Below are 17,490 nucleotides of genomic sequence, written 5' to 3'. Positions count from 1 at the left end.
GTCCTTTTTGGACGGGCGGGACGCCCATCCCACAATAACAATTAAAATTGTAAGTTATTTAATTCGCGATCCTAACTTCCTGATTTTTGCTTAATAAAAAACTGCTCTCATGGCTGAATCTTCCAATTGGACGCACATCCACGCTCAAGTGCACAAGACGCTGCTGTACCGACAAATATTGCCATCAAATCAGCGATTGCTAGTAGCAGTATCGGGCGGACAAGATTCTCTGTGTTTAATTAAATTACTGCTAGATTTGCAGCCAAAATGGGGGTGGAATCTAGCGATTGTTCACTGCGATCACCGTTGGCGTTCTGACTCGGAAGCCTCGGCTAATCATGTAGAACAATTAGCTAAAAACTGGGGAATATCCTACTATTTGGAAACAGCCTGGGACATCCCGAAAACAGAAGCAGCGGCCAGACAGTGGCGATATCAAGCTTTAACCGAAATTGCGATCGCCCACAACTACCCCTACATTGTTACAGGCCATACAGCTAGCGATCGCGCCGAAACACTCCTCTACAACCTGATTCGCGGCAGTGGTGCCGATGGACTTTCTGCCCTCACCTGGACACGGCCCCTCGCCGATTTTGGATTGCCGATTTTAGACTTTAGATTGCGGAATTCCGGCGAAAATCCCAACTCCCAAATATCTGCCGATTTTAGATTGGAGAATTCAAGTGAAAATTTCCAATCGAAAATCCAAAATCTCAAATCTAAAATCTATTTAGTTCGTCCCTTGCTCGAAATAACTCGATCGCAAACAGGTCAATTTTGTCAAGAGCAAAAACTACCAATTTGGGAAGATTCCACAAATCAAGACTTGCAATATAGTCGCAACCGGATTCGATCGGAATTATTGCCTTATTTGGAAACTCATTTCAACCCAAAAGCCCAACAAGCCCTAGCTCAAACAGCCGAACTCCTGCGCGCCGACGTAGAATATCTCGAACTTGCAGCCAGCGACTTGCTACAGCGAGCAATGTCTCCAATTGCAGACAATATGCAGGTGAATTTTCAACTTCCCGTCAAGTTAAATCGCCCGATTTTGCGGGAAGCACCCCTTGCCTTGCAGCGACGGGCAATGCGGCAACTACTGCAACAAATATTGCCCTCGGCGCCCAGTTTTGAAAGCGTAGAAAAACTAACCAGCTTAATCGTAGCGCCCAACCGATCGCAAACCGATCCATTTCCTGGAGGAGCGATCGGTCGAGTCGAACACCCTTCGATAATTTTACATATTAAATTTTAAGCTGAGAGCAAACTCGAAAGGACTTGCCGCAACTCAGAAACTACCCGATTTTGCTCGTCTCCCGTCTCCTGCACCCGATCGAGTTCCCCCGCCACCGCTTCGAGCTTTTGGCGTAGCGCATTCAAATTGTCCTGCACCGGCTGCAACATTTCTTGATAAACATTCACCCTGCCCCAGAGTTGCGCCACTGCACCTTTCTGGTTGAACAAATTCTGCTCTAACTGCTTGAGTTCGTAGCGTTTCGCCTCACTTTCCCCATTTTGGCGGTTGACATTTGCCTCAATTTGGGATATTGCTTCCTGCACTTGCTGAATTTCGTTTTCCAGTCTTTGCAATTCTTGGCTTTGCTGCTGTCGCTGAGTATTGAGCTGTGCGACAATTGGCCCCAAATCAATATCTCCTCGCTCTTGTTTGGAAGCATTAGCAGTACCCAGCCGCCGCCACAGCACCGCCTGATGCTGCTTTAAAACATCTTCTCGTTCCTGCAACCGGAGGCGCTGTCCCACCAGAGTTTCGTTTAACATCTGATAACTTTCGAGCTCATCTGCCATTTCATTTTCCAAAGCCATGCGATCGTACTCGGAAGCAGCTTGAATTTTCTCTTGCAGCTCCTCGATTGTCTCCCGCTGCAGAGTCAACTCCTCCTCTTGATCGTTAACAAACCGGAACACCTTTTCCAAATCCTGTTGCAGGTGTTGCACCAGCCCTTGTAACTCATCAACAGGCATCTTCTCCAAAGCTGACACATCTACTTTCTGCTCCGTACCCGCAGCACCCGAAGCAGATGCGAGCCTGGAAACTTGCTGGTAAAGCTCCTCAACAGCCCGCACCTGCAAAGACACCGACTGAGCCTGAGCCTGCTTAGCGCTGAGGGTACTTTGCTGTCCTTTAAGCTCCGCCCTAGCCCCGGCCAAAGTATCTTGAGATTGGTACCACTCTTGCCAGCGGTTTTGGAGGCTCTGATTTTGTCGATCGACCTCTTCTTGTTGCTGTTGAGCTATGCTCTGTTTTTGCTCCAACTGCTGCCAGTGCTGATCCAGAATTGCCTGTTGAGCGCCCACGGCACCAAGAGACTGATTCATTTGTTCCCGCACCCCTTGGGCCGAAGCAATTGCCCCTCCCAGCTTCTGCATCAACTCCTGAATCCTCTGGGTCAGCTGCTCATCAACTACTGGCCCCTGCCGAACCTCAGACTGCTGCTGGGCCACCCGTTGCTGCTCGCCCCGCAACTGTTCCCAAGCCGTCTCAATTTCCACGCGACTGCGATCGACTTCTTCTCGCAGTCGGTTAGCTTCATCTCGAGTATTTTCAATTTCCGAGCGCTGAGCCTCCAGCCGCTCCAACTCCTCTTCCATTTGAGCCAACTGCTCTTCGCGGGCTTGCATTTCCATTTCCCGGCGATTGAGTTCCTGACTCGAAAACGTCAGAGAAGCCTTCCACTGTTCAATTTCCTCTTCCTTATCCTTAAACTTGTCCTGCAATCGCGAGAAATTTTGCAGAATGCTCACCAACTGGCGGGCAGCCTCCTGAATCCGCTGCACTTGCTTGCTAGCGCTCAACTCAACCAGCACCAGCGTGCCGTCGTTAAACTTATTAGCTTCCTCAACTGGGATCGCGTCATCACCTGGTACGGCGCTCCAGTTATGTTCGCCCCGCTGACAAGCTAGCAGTTTCAGTTCAGCCTTACCGCCACCGAGACCAAAGCCGCTTCTCTGTTTTTGTACTTCCGCTAGATACAGCACACTAATAGTCCTCTGCTTCGTAAAACCTATCCCAACTTACTTTAAGTTACTTAAAGGCCTAAAAGATAAGTGGTGTTTACTTCCTACGCTGTTGGGTAGACGGCTAATTCCAACATAAGTAGGCTATCCCCCTTAAGCCAAAGGTTCTTGACTAAAGATAACACTGCCTGTGATTTTTAGTCAACTTACCTAAAGTAAACAAGTGTAGGCAAGTAAGGATCACTTTTTGCCAATTAAGTCTTACTTCTTGGTATTGTTTGCCCAATCGGGGGATAGCATTTTTTCTAACTTTTCTTCAGCACTAACGCATAGCACGTTCTCACGGGAGAACTTCCAGAAAGTACGGGCGTCACCAGTTGTCTGGAGGAATGAGACAGCAGTACCAATGCCACTTGATTAAAGACTAGCTCTCACTGCGAAGACTGCCATAGGCTAAAGCTGAAAAAGGTCAGTCCGTCAAAAACTTTCTATTGATTGTACCAGGCTTTAGTTGCGGCTCGATCGTCAGAAAAGCCATCGCTACCCCCAAGCGGACGCCATCCTCCGGCGGACTAGGGATTTGAACCGTGCTGCCTTAGAATAGGGTAATGACGCGAGCCGATGACGCTCGCGGGGGGCGAGCAAAAAGGTCGATCGGCACTGAGGGTGAGAAACTGTAACCAAAATCCTACTCACATCTACTCATTCCTTCTGAAATGAGTAGGGATTGAAGCAGTATATAGCGTGATTCAAAGCGATAGAGAGGTAAAAATGCTGTTAGGCTTCAAAACCGAATTGAAACTGAATAATCAACTTACTCGCACATTGTTAGCCCAGCATTGTGGAGTAGCGCGTCATGCGTTGAATAGGGGATTGTGGTTGACCCCAAATATACTTCACCACAATAAAACCAACGAGAGTGAAAAGCTCAAACTTCCCACAGCTACTGACTTGCACAAACTCTTAGTAGCTATAGTGAAATCAAAAAATTCTTGGTACTATAGCAATCCTCGCATCATTTGTAAAAATATGTAGGGGTAGTGCTACCCCTACTCTCCGTGCCTACCCCAGCCAAGTTGGGGCAACCACGGGGGGTTTGCCCCTACAAGAATTACACGAATCATTTAGGATTGCTATATGAATGCAGCAAGTCTACACCGCAGCAAGCATGAATGGCATTGCGCGAAGCAGGGAAACGGTGTTTTAACAAAACTCGGGGAGTGCCGATATTTAAGAATCAAGGGCGGCGTGACTCTTTCACGTTAAAAAGCGCAGTTAAAATCTTGGGTGACAATAAAATTCAATTTCCTGTTATTGGCATTTTGAAAACTTATGAAAGATTGCCACAAGTATTAACCAAGTCTTGCACGATATCCCGTCAACCCGACAGGTGGTTTATCAGTTGGCGGTTTGACGCCCAACAGCAGGAATCAGGCAATACAAGCATTTTCAGAGTTGACCTCGGCATTAAAGCATTAGCTACTCTCTCAACAGGTGAAGTAATTGCTGGGGCAAAATCCTACCCAAAATATGCAGCCAAAAGGTCAAGAAGGCAAGGGCTAAACCGCCCTAAAATGATCGGTTCAAGCAACGGTCAAAAAGCGCAACTCAAGATAGCGAGACTGCATAAAAAAATAGCTAACACACGTAAAAATACGTTACATAACTTGACGACATTACTTGCCCAAAATCACGGTTTAATGGTCATAGAGGATTTGAATGTAAGCGGAATGATGGCTAATCATAAGTTGGCTGCGTCTGTTGCCGCTCTGGGATTCTTTGAGTTTCGCCGCCAGTTAACCTACAAATGCGAGTTGTACGGTTCAAAGTTGGTAATTGCTGACCGTTGGTTCCCGTCCAGTAAAACCTGTTCTAACTGTGGAACAAAAAAAGAAACACTTTCCTTGAGCGAGAGAGTGTTTGAATGCTCCTATTGCGGATTGGTGATTGACCGTGACTTAAACGCGGCAATTAATTTGTCAAAAACCGTCAGTTAGGCGGGGCTCGTGCCTGTGGACTGGTGAGTTTCGACACCGCCAGGATGAAACAGGAAGTAAGCTTTACAATACTACTGAGTAGACTTGTCTAGTCATGAGTAGATGTGAGTAGGTCTTATGTAACGGAATACAAGGTGAAACTCTACACTTAGAGAATGCCGCGAGTTGCGCGGTTTCAGCTTGTGGACTGGTAGCGCGGCCGAGACCCGGCAGCAAGTATCGCCCTTTCGTCAATTCCCAATTGTGAGATCGGCATCAGCGCGTAAATTATTGACGGAAACTAAAGTCAATGTTTTCGCCAGCACACAGTCTTTCCGATCTCAGACGCCAACGGTTTTAAGGAGGACATTTTAGCTGCATGCAGGGAAATTTGAGTGAAATAGACATCCGCAGCATCCTGCAATTGATTGAGTTAGGCCAGCGAACCGGAGAACTGTTCGTAGAGGCCTACACCTCCACCGGCAGCGGCACGGGTACTCAACCTACCTCGCGCTCCCTTGCAGGACAATCCTGGTATGTCTTCTGCTTCAACGGTCAGATTATTTACGCTACCCAGAGTGCGGGCAGTTTGTTTCGCTTGCGCGACTACCTGCGCCGCTACAAAGCAGATACCGCCCTCGACAAAATCCAAGTTCCCTATATGGCATCTACCAATGCCCCAGAATACGGCTACCTATGGGCCCTGCTAGAAAACCACATCCTCACCCCAGCTCAAGGCCGCAACATCATCCAGAGCATGATCCACGAAACCCTATTTGACTTGCTCAGTCTCCACCAGGGTTCCTTCACTTTTGAAATGGGCCCAGCTTTGGCTCCTCAACTGACCAGCTTAGAAATTAGTTCGCTCCTGGCCAAGATTGTCAAACAGGTGCAGCAGTGGAAGCAGTTTCACCCTCACATTCAGTCGCCCAACCAATGCCCGGTGATTTCAGACCCCTCCGAGCTGCGAGTCGCCCTGCCTGTCAATACCTTTAATACTCTCAGACGCTGGGCCGACGGCCACACTTCGATCCGCCAAATGGCGCGCTACCTCAACCGAGACGTGCTCACTGTCGCTAAGGCGATTTACCCCTTTGTGCAGCAGGGATTGGTGCAAGTATTTTACGAACCCTCTGTTGCCCCCACCAACAACAAAAAAGAATGGTCGTCCCCAGAAACCAAAGTTCCCAGAGTTGTCTGTATTGACGACGACAATACTATTCGCAAAACAGTCGAGTCAATTTTAAATGAACACGGTTACGAAGCTACTACGATCGGCAATCCCCTCCAAGCCCTGAGTTTGGTGTTTCCACTCAAACCCGATTTAATTCTGTGTGACATCGCCATGCCGGAACTCGACGGCTACGAAATTTGCGCTATGCTGCGTAGTTCTAGCGCTTTCCGGCAGACGCCGATCGTGATGTTGACGGGCATCGACGGATTTATCGATCGCGTTAAAGCCCGCATGGCCGGAGCTACAGACTTTTACACTAAACCTTTTGGTGAAAGCGAGTTATTGATGCTGGTAGAAAAATATGTGGGCCCAGGCTACCCTCGGGTCAATCTCTCGGAAAGATTATTAGACCGATCGCTAGAAGACCAATTAGAAGAAAAATAAGTTTCGCCCCCATGGCATGATGGGAGCTTTTTTGTACCTGCGGTTAGATCGAGTCTCGGCCACCACAAAGAGAAAGCTGGACGTACTATTGGCGATCGCACCATAAACTAGAATGTATAAATCCGCGCGCTGGCATAAGGGCGTCGGTAAAACTCTGTTCAATTTCTAGACCCAAGTGGGTCTAACACGCTCAAAGTGCAAATATAATATACTTGTTCTCCACTTGCAGCCGCTCCGAAAAACTGATGTACAGAGCTACTTATTGCTAGGTATTTCTGTACAAAGTCAGAGAGTCCAATTCTCAGTCTTAACTGACTCCGTTCATGATTGTCGGGACATCAGCCATGTCAACAACTCCTCGCTAATCCCAGTATCGGTTTAGCATTCATCGCAGAAATTACCCAGAGTTTTACCAATTGAGACGGCGGTGGGATTACAAAGTGAAGCTTTAGGGGTTTCAAATTAATTGTTCGTAGTCGATTTGAGCTAATTTGTAAGCATTGGTCGCGCGAATTTATTGCTGGCAGTCAATTATTGACGGAACAAATTTATTGCCAAGTACCTCCGGCAGTAGCGCCATTCACCCCTTGGCTGTGTCAAGCTTGGCTGTGTCAAGTTTCGACCATCGAAGTTTCGATCGGCTTCTTCTTGGCGGGAAACCTCAACAATTTTGCTAGAAATGCAGGTGTCAGAATTATGATTAGCGGTAGCCCAGACTTTATATTACCAGGACTAGGCGTAGATCCGGCTCCGGAATTCCAAGAACTAGAAACTCCCGAAGGAGAGCTGCACCTGCGGTTCTACGTTCCTTCGGGGAACGAGTTCGCTCTGCCGGCGACAGGGATTAGAGAGGTACTATCCCCGTCCCCAGACCGCATGACACCGATCCCCAACGTTTCCTCTTTGCTTTTAGGTACGCTAAATATGAGAGGACGAGTGATTTGGGTGGCAGACCTCGGCCAATTTCTGGGAGACCAAACACCTCTGAACACAGATAGACCCGAAATCCCGATCGTGGCTGTGGAAGACCAAGACACGATTTTGGGGCTGGCAGTCGATCGAATTGTGGGGATGGACTGGCTCGACGTAGAGCAACTGCACTCTCAGAACAATGCACCAGACGGCATGATTCCATTTCTGAGGGGAGAATGGATGTTAGGTGCACCAGCTCAGAAAGTGCTCCGACTGCTAGATCAAGTGAAAATTCTGCGCTCGGCGCGGTGGGCAGCGTGAAATCGATTTTAGATTTGCGATTTGCGATTTTCGATTGAGGTCTAATCATAAACAGTCACACGACGTGAGGCGCGCATCTAAACATTCAATTCAAGATAAAAATCAAAAATCTCAAATCTAAAATCTAAAATCCAAAGAGGGCGGCAAATGGCAACAAGTACCAACTTTCAGCAGGACTACCAACGGGCAGAAGCGGCCTACATGGATGGCAATTATTCAGAAGCCGCAGCCCTAGTTTATCAATTAGTAGAAGATTTTCCCGAAGACCCCAGCGCTCGCCTGCTGTGCGGACACATTTACTGCTACGGACTGCAACAGTATGAGGTGGCGCGGGAACAGTACACGGTTGTGCTAGGTCTGAGTGATGACCAGAGTTTGGTAGAACACGCTCACAGCGGAATTACCTACACAGACCAATTTTTATCTGGAGAACTAGAAACTGAAAATTTCGAGGCTTTGTCTGCTGAAACTGAATTAGAATTCTATCCAGACTTATCTCTTGATGAAGGGTTAGAAGACCCGGATTTGGGACTTTTTCAAGGAAATTCCCCATCCCTTTCCTATAGAAGTCAATCCCCAGACGACATGGAAAACGAGGACTTGGCCGACTTAGGCATGAGTGGCTTGGGATGGGAACCAGAAGACGACGATGGCGCAGGCTCAGTCCCAGATTTAGCCTCACATTCTAACCCCTTTGGTGGCGACAGCGGCGGAATGGCAGCTTATGCTGAGAACTCCGGCTCGCTAGACGGCATAGACGAGTTTGCCGACTCGGACTTTGGAGACCCTTTTGCCTTAGATGATGGAGGGTTTGATGGTGCTGACTTGTCTAGCAGCAAAGTTTCTGGTTCAAGCGCACCTTACTCAGGAGATTCGTTTTCCGAAGCTCCGACTCAGATGCTCAACGGTCAAAGTTTTGCCTCTTCAGAAAGCGGGAATTCCTTCGACTCGAACCAACTAGACTCCCCCATCGGGCCCTCGGACAATTTTGGCGAACCTTTTGGTGCGCTCGATTTGCCAGACGAATTCGACAATAACTCCGACTACGACTACCAATCCCCGCCCCAGATTGGCCAAAATTACGGTCATAACACACCTGGGGTCGAAGATGAAGACCCCTTTGCCGAGGCGATGCCCTCGTCGGGTTTCGGGTCTTCTAGACCTCAAAACAAACAGTCGAATAACGGGTCGGACTACTCGTCAAACTATTCGCTGGCGGAAGACGAAACGCTGTTGATGGGAGGTGCTGTCCCCAACTCTCAAAGTCAAAGGTCGAGCCGGGGACAATTTAATTCAGTCGATCCAGCCTCCTCCAACAGCAACGGTTACAGCGACTCGGAACCCCCGGCATTTAGCTCTAGAGACAACTTCGAGTTAGATGCTTTTGAAGACGACGCTTTTAGCGATTCTTTCTCTTTCGACGAAAACGAACAAGCAACAGCTTTCGGGGCTTCCGACAAGAACAACAGCGCCTGGTCGTCAAAAACTGGGAACGCTCAAGAACACAGCGACTTTTTAGACGAATTTGACGAATTTGACGATTTGGGCAATTTGCCGGACTTTGATATCTCAGAAGATGCCACCAGTTCGATCTTGACTAGAGGTAACACCAATTTCGGCAACTCGACCAGCGGCATGATGGGAACGACTGGGAGCAGCCTGGACTTTGACAACAGCGATGGCTCAGCAATTCGGGATGACGAAATATTTAGCATAAGTGGCCCGGCTGATACGTCTGTGTCGACTTTTTCTCCCACAGAAACAGAAGCGCTCGATACTTCGGTAACAGTAGAACAGGGGGGACTGGCTTTCTTGGAAAATGCCCCTTTGTTTACAAAACAGTTGTACACGGCAATCGGGGCGGGACTTGTTTCTCTGGTAGCTGTGGCTTTCGTCACCAACATTGCCTCCTATCAAGCTCTGCGGCAAGACAAACCGGAGGCGATTGTTTACCTGCGCCAAACAGGCTGGGTAATGACTGCAGCCGCAGGCTTTACCAGCTTTTTAACTTCTTGGGGCATCGGCCAGTTGATCGCCAAGCAGGTACGCAAGTCGTCGGACAATTTGCAAGCTCAGTTCGATGCCGTATCTCAAGGAACTTTGGATGCTCGCGCTACGGTTTACTCGGAAGATGAATTTGGCAAAATGGCTGCTAAATTCAACCACATGGCGAAGGTCATCCAAACCACGATTAGCGATACTAGGCGCAAGTCTGACGAGCAGGAACAGGCAAAAGAAGACTTGCAGCGCCAAGTGATTCGCTTGCTAGACGACGTGGAAGGAGCGGCCCGGGGTGACTTGACGGTGACGGCAGAAGTGACCGCAGACGTTTTGGGCGCGGTTGCTGACTCGTTTAACTTGACAATTCAAAATCTGCGCGAAATCGTCCATCAGGTGAAGCAGGCGGCTCGGGAGGTCAGCAAAGGCGCTACGGATAGTGCTAAGTTTGCGGGCGATTTGTCTTCCGACGCGCTGCGGCAAGCTGAGGAACTGGCGGCAACGCTGAATTCCGTGCAAGTCCTCACCGACGCGATTCAGCGGGTCGCAGAGAGCGCTAGAGAGGCCGAAGAAGTGGCCCGGGGCGCGGCGGCAACGGCTCTGAAAGGGGGCGAGGCTGTGGAGCGGACGGTGGCCGGGATTTTGGAAATTCGCGAAACAGTAGCAGAAACCACGAGAAAAGTCAAGAGGTTGGCGGAAGCTTCTCAAGAAATTTCTAAGATTGTGGCTTTAATTGCGACGATCGCCTCCCGGACGAATTTGTTGGCCCTCAACGCCAGTATTGAGGCGGCGAGAGCTGGGGAAGCGGGCAGGGGTTTTGCGATCGTGGCAGATGAGGTGCGACAATTGGCAGACCGATCGGCTAAGTCTTTGAAAGAAATCGAACAGATCGTGATGCAAATTCAAAGCGAAACCGGCGCGGTAATGACGGCGATGGAAGAAGGGACGCAGCAGGTTATTGAGGGGACAAGATTGGCAGAACAGGCGAAGCGATCGCTTGAAGATATCATTCAAGTTACTAATCGAATTGACGTGCTAGTGCGATCGATTACTGCCGACACTGTAGAGCAAAACGAAACAGCTCGCGCCGTAGCTTCTGTGATGCAAGCAGTCGAGCTGACCGCTCAGGAAACCTCCCAAGAAGCGCAGCGAGTTTCTGGTGCTTTGCAAAATTTGGTGGGCGTTGCTCGCGACCTTTTGACATCGGTGGAAAGATTCCGAGTAGAAACAGCAGAAAGACAATAATCAATTGTCTCATGCTTTTTTTGCGGGCTGATTTACAAGCACGTTAGTGTGGCAATAATGGCATACAAAAAGCAACCTCGCAGTCTTGAAACCCCTGCGGGGATGCCAATTCAACACCTAAAGGAAGTAGGAGTTGCACAGATGGACGATAACATAGTAGAGGTAATACCGGGCATCTTTGGTGAAGTTCAGCCGACGGGCTGTATTATCTCTACCCTAACCAAATCTAGCAGTGGCTATGCAAACAAAAGACTTCGCATTAACGGTGAATGGAAAACGTTTACTGTCCACCGTTTAGTATTAGAAAATATCTTAGGTCGTCCGATTAGACCGGAATACTTTGCTTGCCATACTTGCGATGTCCGCAACTGCATTAATCCTAACCATTTGTGGGAAGGTTCTCGGCTGGAAAATTCTCAAGATAGGTTTAAAAAAGGACGTATTAAAGATGTGGGAAGTACATCGGCGCCGAAACCTCAAAAACAAGTGCGAGGCATAGAAGTAATTCCAGGTATTCGCGCTGAAATACAGCCGAACGGCTGCATGATTTGTACGTTGGCTAAAAGAAGTGATGGTTACTCGGTGAAAACTATTAAGATTAACGGGAAAAATCAAAGTTTCTATCCCCACAGACTTGTACTGGAACACAAACTGGGACGGTCTGTCAAACCCGGTTATTTTGCTTGTCACAGTTGCGACGATCGCGGTTGTGTCAATCCTGACCATTTGTGGGAAGGAACCCCCGCCGATAACTCCCGCGATGCTATAGAAAAAAACCGCTTTCCTTTCGTTCCCGGCAAGATATCTGTCCACCGCAAACTCCAACCCGAACAGGTGCGGGAGATTCGCTATCTTTTAAGTGAGGGCATATCGAAAAGAAAAATAGCCAGGACATTTGCCATATCTCGCAGTCAGATTATTCTCTTGGCAAGGGGCGAGATATACAGAGACCTTCTCTAGAACTACTAACATAGACCCAATACAATAACGCTTAAAATCAGGAATAAAACTATGCTGCCGGAGCAACAACAGAGGATAATGGGCTACTTTATTGAGGAGGCAAAAGACCACCTCAATACGATCGAACAAGGGTTGCTGAATCTGCAAACCACGATCGAAGACCCCGAACTGGTCAACGAAGTATTTAGGGCCGCTCACTCTGTCAAAGGAGGAGCAGCAATGCTGGGGCTGACGAGCATTCAGCAAACAGCTCACCGACTAGAAGATAGTTTTAAAGTATTAAAAGAGTGCAGCGTTAAAGTAGACCAACAGCTAGAGTCCCTTTTTCTGCGAATTTTTGACACATTGCAAGGGCTGTTAGAGCAACTGTCGGGGCCTTTTGGACTGACAGAAGAATTGGGAGAACAGATGGTTCGAGAATTAGAACCAGTATTTGAAGAACTTAATGGGCACTTGGGGGGACTCGTTGGACACGGAGAACACCATGCAGACGAGAGCTACGCGATGCCAGTACCCGAACCAGTTATGGCGGGGGTGGGAGTCGGGGCCTTTGCCTCATCAAAGAGTTTTCCAGATTCGCGGTCAGTTTACGCACCTGATGCCAGAACAACAGAAGACAGCGCGCTGCAGCTAGTATTTGACTCGGACGTGCCGGCGAGGATGCGGGAACTCCTGCAAGAGTTTAAACAGCCGGAGGGGCCAGAAAGCAGGCGGCAACTTAAGAACATTTGTCGGAACTTGCTCAGGGCGGGGGAAGAATTTGAACTGCCCTGCTGGATAGAATTGATCCAAGCTGTATCCAAGGCGATCGGCAATCCAGAAAATACCTACCGCACCTTAGCCCCAACGGTGATCAAAGACATCAAACAAGCGCAAGAACTGGTAATTTCTGGTCTAGAATCGTCGATCGCCCCAAGCGCAAAACTTCTGTCGCTGCAGCCGGCTGTTCTGGTTCCAGAAACAGATTTTGAAGATTTGCTGGCCTTCGCTCAACCGAGTAAATCCGGGAAAAATGTGGTTTCTGTTGAGGATGAGGCCTGGGATCTGGTGGGATCGGGCGATGCCCCGGATGGATTGAACAAGTTGCTGCCGACTATTTCTGGGCTGAGTATAGACGAGCTATTCGACCAACTCGACAGCGGCGACAGCAACGATGACAATGGCATTCGATTGTCCCAGTTCGACGAAGATTCCGCCTTCGCAGAATCGGATATAGAGACGGGTGCTTTTAGAGGCTCGACCCGCAGCGGCCCGGAAGTGGGCGCGGCAGAACTCAACACTTTAGCTGACTTGTTTGACGGCGAGTCCCCGGATCTCGACGGCGCTTGGGAAGAAGAAGAAGACCTCGACTATGCACACTCTTCTGGGATATCGGCGGCCCGAATGCTGGGGTTAGACGATGATGACAATTCCGGCGATTTTACTGATTTGTTGTTTGACGAATACGATGCGGAAAGTTCCGAAACGAATAGGACGCCTCCGATTGATGACCTGACGAGTTTGTTTGGGGAGGATTTGCTGTTTGGAGAGGAGGCAGAGGGCTCGACAGTAGCTGCCGGTCATAAAAATGCGGGTTCGAGCCAGCGGTTAACCCGCAACCAGGTTAAAACGGGTAACGGTAGGGGCGGTTTGGAGCGGCGATCCGACACGGTGGCCCCAGCGAGGGGACAAGCGGACGAAGATGCTCTCGGTACGCTGTTGGACGAAGTGGCGGCCCAAACTTCTGCTGGTGGTACGGAGGACAATGCTGATTTCGAGAACTTGTTCGGCGATTTAAGCTTATCTGAGGCAACAGGTGGGCAGGCAGTCTCTTCGGAGTATTCCCTGAAGTCGGAGGCTTTAGACGGAGAATCGAAGCAGCCGGCAGCCGGGGGGGACAATAATGATTCAGCGAATGCCGAAGCGCTTGAAGAGCCTGAAATGGATGATTTCGAGTTGTTCTCTGAGCTTGGCGAGGATTCGGATTTGAGCGAGTTGTTGGGGATTACTTCTAATTTCCTTTCTTCAGAAGACGAAGGTGGGGAGAACGGGGGCGATCGAGCTCAAGCTGCAGGCACCGCACAAAATGAGGAAATGGGCAACGTTCTTAACATGACATCAAATTCTGATTTAGATATCTCAGCAGATGAAAACTGGCTAGAAGATGCTTTCGGCCTGGAAGACGAGTCTGTGCAATCGCTCAACCTGGAAGGGGACGATACGGATTTGGATGCGCTGTTTGGGGATATGACCTCGGACGCGATTTCTGAGGATGAACAGACTGTGCGGGATCGGCAAGGAGTGGCTACTTCCCGAGAAGCTGCCGATTTGGCTGAGCTTTTCGGTTCTGTACCTACGGGTACGGAGTATGAGGGAGAAGCTTCGGGGCAAGCCCGTGGGGGTTGGCCCAAGGATGGGGATTCAGAATTGCTGAGTGCGGATTTGGGAGTTGATGAGGGCGACTTGGGGAGTTTGTTCGACAATAATAACAATGGTGCGGCGGTTTCCGACCAAGGCTTGGCAAATTCGGCAGAGGTTGAACTTGGGGCTTTGTCCGACGATCGTCCTGAGTCGGAAATTTCAAATCTCGAATCTGATGAGGGCGCAGCTTTCGATTTCTTGGAGGATATGTTTGGGGAAGGGCTGGTGCAGCAGCCCGATGCTGTAGTGGCGCCAGATGAGGGCGCTGCTGTGGATGTGAATGAGTTGTCTGCCCAACCTGCCGATGGTTTGGCAGGCGGGGTGAGTGCTGATTTGTTCGATCGAGCCGAAACAGATGTCGCCGGGGAGTATGAGGGCGAAGATGATTTGTTTGATGCCCTGGAAACTGATTTTTCGAGTGTGGATTTAGAGCCGCTGCCTGCTGAATCTCTCGATGGTATGTTTGATGGCGATGCTGACTTGCTCTCGGCGATGGAAACGGGCGCTACTCTCAACAACGCAGAGTTGGAGGGTTTTGATGATTTGTTGGATTCGATCGATGCTGAGGTTTTGGTGACTTCGGAACTGACGACGGGCTTTTGGGACGCTGAGGACGAGTCAGCCCAGGCCGATGCCTCGGAGTTAGATGAGGGGTCGCTGGCAGACTTTTTTGGCGATGGCGAATCAGGCGATGAGGATGATTCTGAAGGCAATTTTGACGATTTAGAAGCACTGTTAATTGCAGGCGGTGCGGGAGCTGTCATAGCAGCTTCTGCGAGTACAAATCAGAGTCCGGTAAATACAGAAGTTTTCTCGGATCTTGAAGAACTCCTCAGCGAGAGCGCAACTATGCCGGAAATTCACGGGCTACCGGCGACAACTGCTAGTAAAGCTCCGCGCACTGCTGCCGATGAGAGCGACGACGAATTTGGCGATTTGGAAAAACTGCTCGAAGATCCCAAGGACAGCGGCCGCCAAGGGGAAGGCAATATGGGGCCGTCGGCGATCAACAGACCCAGGCGGAATGCCCGCGCGGGCGGGTTCGGCGACCAGACGATGCGGGTGCCGGTCAAACAACTAGATAACCTCAGCAATTTGATGGGGGAACTGGTGGTAAACCGCAACAGTTTGGAGCAAGACCAAGAACGGATGCGGCAGTTTTTGGACAATTTGCTGCACCAGGTGGCGCTGCTGAGCGATGTGAGCCAGCGGACTCAGGATTTCTACGAGCGGAGTCTTTTGGAGATTGCTTTGCTGGCAAACCGGCAGGGACACCGATCGGCCTGGCGCTCTGAGGATTCGGCCCACACCCGCGAAAGTGCCTGGAGACCAGAGGAAATGGACAGGTTTACTCCTTTCCACAGTTTGGCTCAAGAGATTATTGAGCTGATCGTGCGGGTGCGGGAGTCGGCGGCGGACATTGAGTTTTTGGTGGATGAGGCGGATCAGGTGACTCGCCAACTGCGACAAGTTACGACTCAACTGCAAGAAGGTTTGACTCGCGCCCGGATGAAGCCGTTTGCGGAGACGACGGACAGGCTGTTCCGGGCCGTGCGGGAAATCGCGATTAAGTGCGGGAAACAGGCTCAGTTGCAGGTTGAGGGTAAGGAGATTTTGATCGACAAGATGATTGTGGATCAGCTATATGACCCGATGACTCATTTGGTGAACAATGCGATTACTCACGGGATCGAAGCGCCGGAGGTGCGTCTGGCGGCTGGGAAGCCTGCAGTCGGCAGGATTACGATTCGCGCTTTCCACCAAGGGAACCAAACGGTGGTTTCGGTTTCTGACGACGGGGCGGGAATTGATCCGCAAAGGGTGAAGGCGAAGGCGATTAAGCAGGGTATGCTGACGGCGGCTCAGGCTCAGAGGATGTCTCGCTCGGAAGTTTACGATTTGCTGTTTATGCCGGGTTTCAGCACTCAGGAACAGGCGACGGAGTATGCCGGTCGGGGGGTCGGTATGAATGTGGTGCAGACTTCCTTGCAGGAAATTCGGGGCACTGTGTCGATCGATTCAACGATCGGCAAGGGGACTGTGTTTACCATCCGTTTACCTCTCGTGTTGAGTATTTCTAAGGCTCTGACTTGCATTAGCGATCGAGCTCGCATTGCTTTCCCGATGGATGGGGTCGAGGATATGATCGATGTGCCTCGCGATCAGGTGACGACGGGGGCGGATGGTTTGCCTTGCATTGAGTGGCGGGGTCAAAGCTTGCCGTTCCGGCCGCTGCGGGATTTGCTGGCTTACAGCCGCCATTTGGGTCGGGGCAGTGTTTACGGGTTCAATACTGACGATGACATGATTTCGGTGATTGTGCTGCGCTCTGCTGGCAATTTCTTGGCGGTGCAGGTGGATCAGGTTTCGACGGAACAGGAAATTGTGATCAAGCCGTTGGAAGGGCCGGTGCCCAAGCCGATCGGGATTGCTGGGGCCACGGTGCTTGGGGACGGTCGGATCGTGGCGATTGCGGACGTTCTGGAGCTGATCGATTTGGCTACGGGCAGGCTGCGGAAGGACACTGGCGGTACGCTTTGGGATGAGGGCGAGAAGGCTACTAAGGAGGCGGAAATCGAGAAGACTGAGCCGACTGTGCTGATTGTGGATGACTCGATTACGGTGCGATCGCTCTTGTCGATTACTTTCGAGAAGTCTGGCTATCGCGTGGAAGAAGCTCGCGACGGTAAGGAAGCTTGGGAAAAGATGAAATCTGGTCTGCCTTGCGATATCGTTTTCTGCGATATTGAGATGCCGAGAATGGACGGTTTGGAACTACTTTCTCGGATGCAAAAGGATGCGGTTTTGTGTGAATTGCCGATCGCGATGCTAACTTCTCGCGGTGCTGACAGACACCGCCAAATGGCTTACAGTTTGGGCGCAAAAGGCTATTTCACTAAGCCTTATTTGGAGGAGCAATTGCTTGATGCTGCTTCTCGGATGTTGAAAGGTGAGGTTGTTGGTGCTCCGGTTGGTGTGTAATGTGTAAATCTGCTTTTATCTGCGGTTGAAAAATGGGAATTTGTTAACCGCAGATGAAATTGGATTGATTAAACCGCAGAGGACACAGAGAACGCAGAGAAA

General features: G+C 50.0%; 9 protein-coding genes. 8 read left to right on the top strand and 1 reads right to left on the bottom strand.

Annotated features, from left to right (window positions below; all coding sequences use genetic code 11):
* The first annotated feature begins 109 nt into the window (after positions 1 to 109).
* The gene (tilS, locus tag QUB20_RS13520; protein ID WP_333246757.1) at positions 110 to 1,255 is read left to right on the top strand and encodes a tRNA lysidine(34) synthetase TilS; all 1,146 of its coding nucleotides are present in this window, start codon (positions 110 to 112) and stop codon (positions 1,253 to 1,255) included.
* Here the strand turns inward: tilS and hmpF are convergent.
* A complete protein-coding gene (gene hmpF, locus QUB20_RS13515; RefSeq protein WP_333246760.1) occupies positions 1,252 to 2,997 on the bottom strand; it encodes a pilus motility taxis protein HmpF in 1,746 nt (581 codons plus the stop codon). The two genes, tilS and hmpF, sit on opposite strands and share 4 nt — an antisense overlap.
* Positions 2,998 to 3,720: 723 nt before the next feature.
* Between hmpF and QUB20_RS13510 the strand changes: the two genes are divergently transcribed.
* The 7 genes from QUB20_RS13510 (at position 3,721) to QUB20_RS13480 (ending at position 17,388) form a co-directional block, all read left to right on the top strand.
* Positions 3,721 to 4,011 (top strand): hypothetical protein, encoded by a 291-nt coding sequence (locus QUB20_RS13510; protein ID WP_333246762.1) that lies wholly within the window; start codon positions 3,721 to 3,723, stop codon positions 4,009 to 4,011.
* A gap of 137 nt (positions 4,012 to 4,148) precedes the next feature.
* Complete coding sequence (locus QUB20_RS13505) at positions 4,149 to 4,973, top strand: RNA-guided endonuclease TnpB family protein (RefSeq protein ID WP_333246764.1); 825 nt, start codon at positions 4,149 to 4,151, stop codon at positions 4,971 to 4,973.
* A gap of 358 nt (positions 4,974 to 5,331) precedes the next feature.
* On the top strand, positions 5,332 to 6,570 hold the full coding sequence (locus QUB20_RS13500) for a response regulator (RefSeq protein ID WP_333056449.1): 1,239 nt from the start codon (positions 5,332 to 5,334) through the stop codon (positions 6,568 to 6,570).
* A 699-nt stretch (positions 6,571 to 7,269) separates the two neighbouring features.
* Positions 7,270 to 7,803: a chemotaxis protein CheW gene (locus tag QUB20_RS13495; protein WP_039887356.1), complete on the top strand. Its 534-nt coding sequence runs from the start codon at positions 7,270 to 7,272 to the stop codon at positions 7,801 to 7,803.
* Between the two features lie 147 nt (positions 7,804 to 7,950).
* Positions 7,951 to 11,046, top strand: a complete 3,096-nt coding sequence (locus QUB20_RS13490) for a methyl-accepting chemotaxis protein (RefSeq protein ID WP_333056448.1) — start codon at positions 7,951 to 7,953, stop codon at positions 11,044 to 11,046.
* A 57-nt stretch (positions 11,047 to 11,103) separates the two neighbouring features.
* Complete coding sequence (locus tag QUB20_RS13485; RefSeq protein WP_333246766.1) at positions 11,104 to 12,006, top strand: HNH endonuclease; 903 nt, start codon at positions 11,104 to 11,106, stop codon at positions 12,004 to 12,006.
* 51 nt (positions 12,007 to 12,057) lie between these two features.
* Positions 12,058 to 17,388 carry a response regulator gene (locus tag QUB20_RS13480; RefSeq protein WP_333246768.1) on the top strand — a complete coding sequence of 1,777 codons (5,331 nt, stop codon included), beginning with the start codon at positions 12,058 to 12,060 and terminating at the stop codon, positions 17,386 to 17,388.
* The last annotated feature ends 102 nt before the right edge of the window (positions 17,389 to 17,490 follow it).

The sequence above is a fragment of the Microcoleus sp. B4-C2 genome, assembly GCF_036705265.1.
Classification (GTDB): Bacteria; Cyanobacteriota; Cyanobacteriia; order Cyanobacteriales; family Microcoleaceae; genus Microcoleus.
Note: the sequence above shows the minus strand (reverse complement) of the source record. Positions and strands in the feature narration are given on the sequence as shown.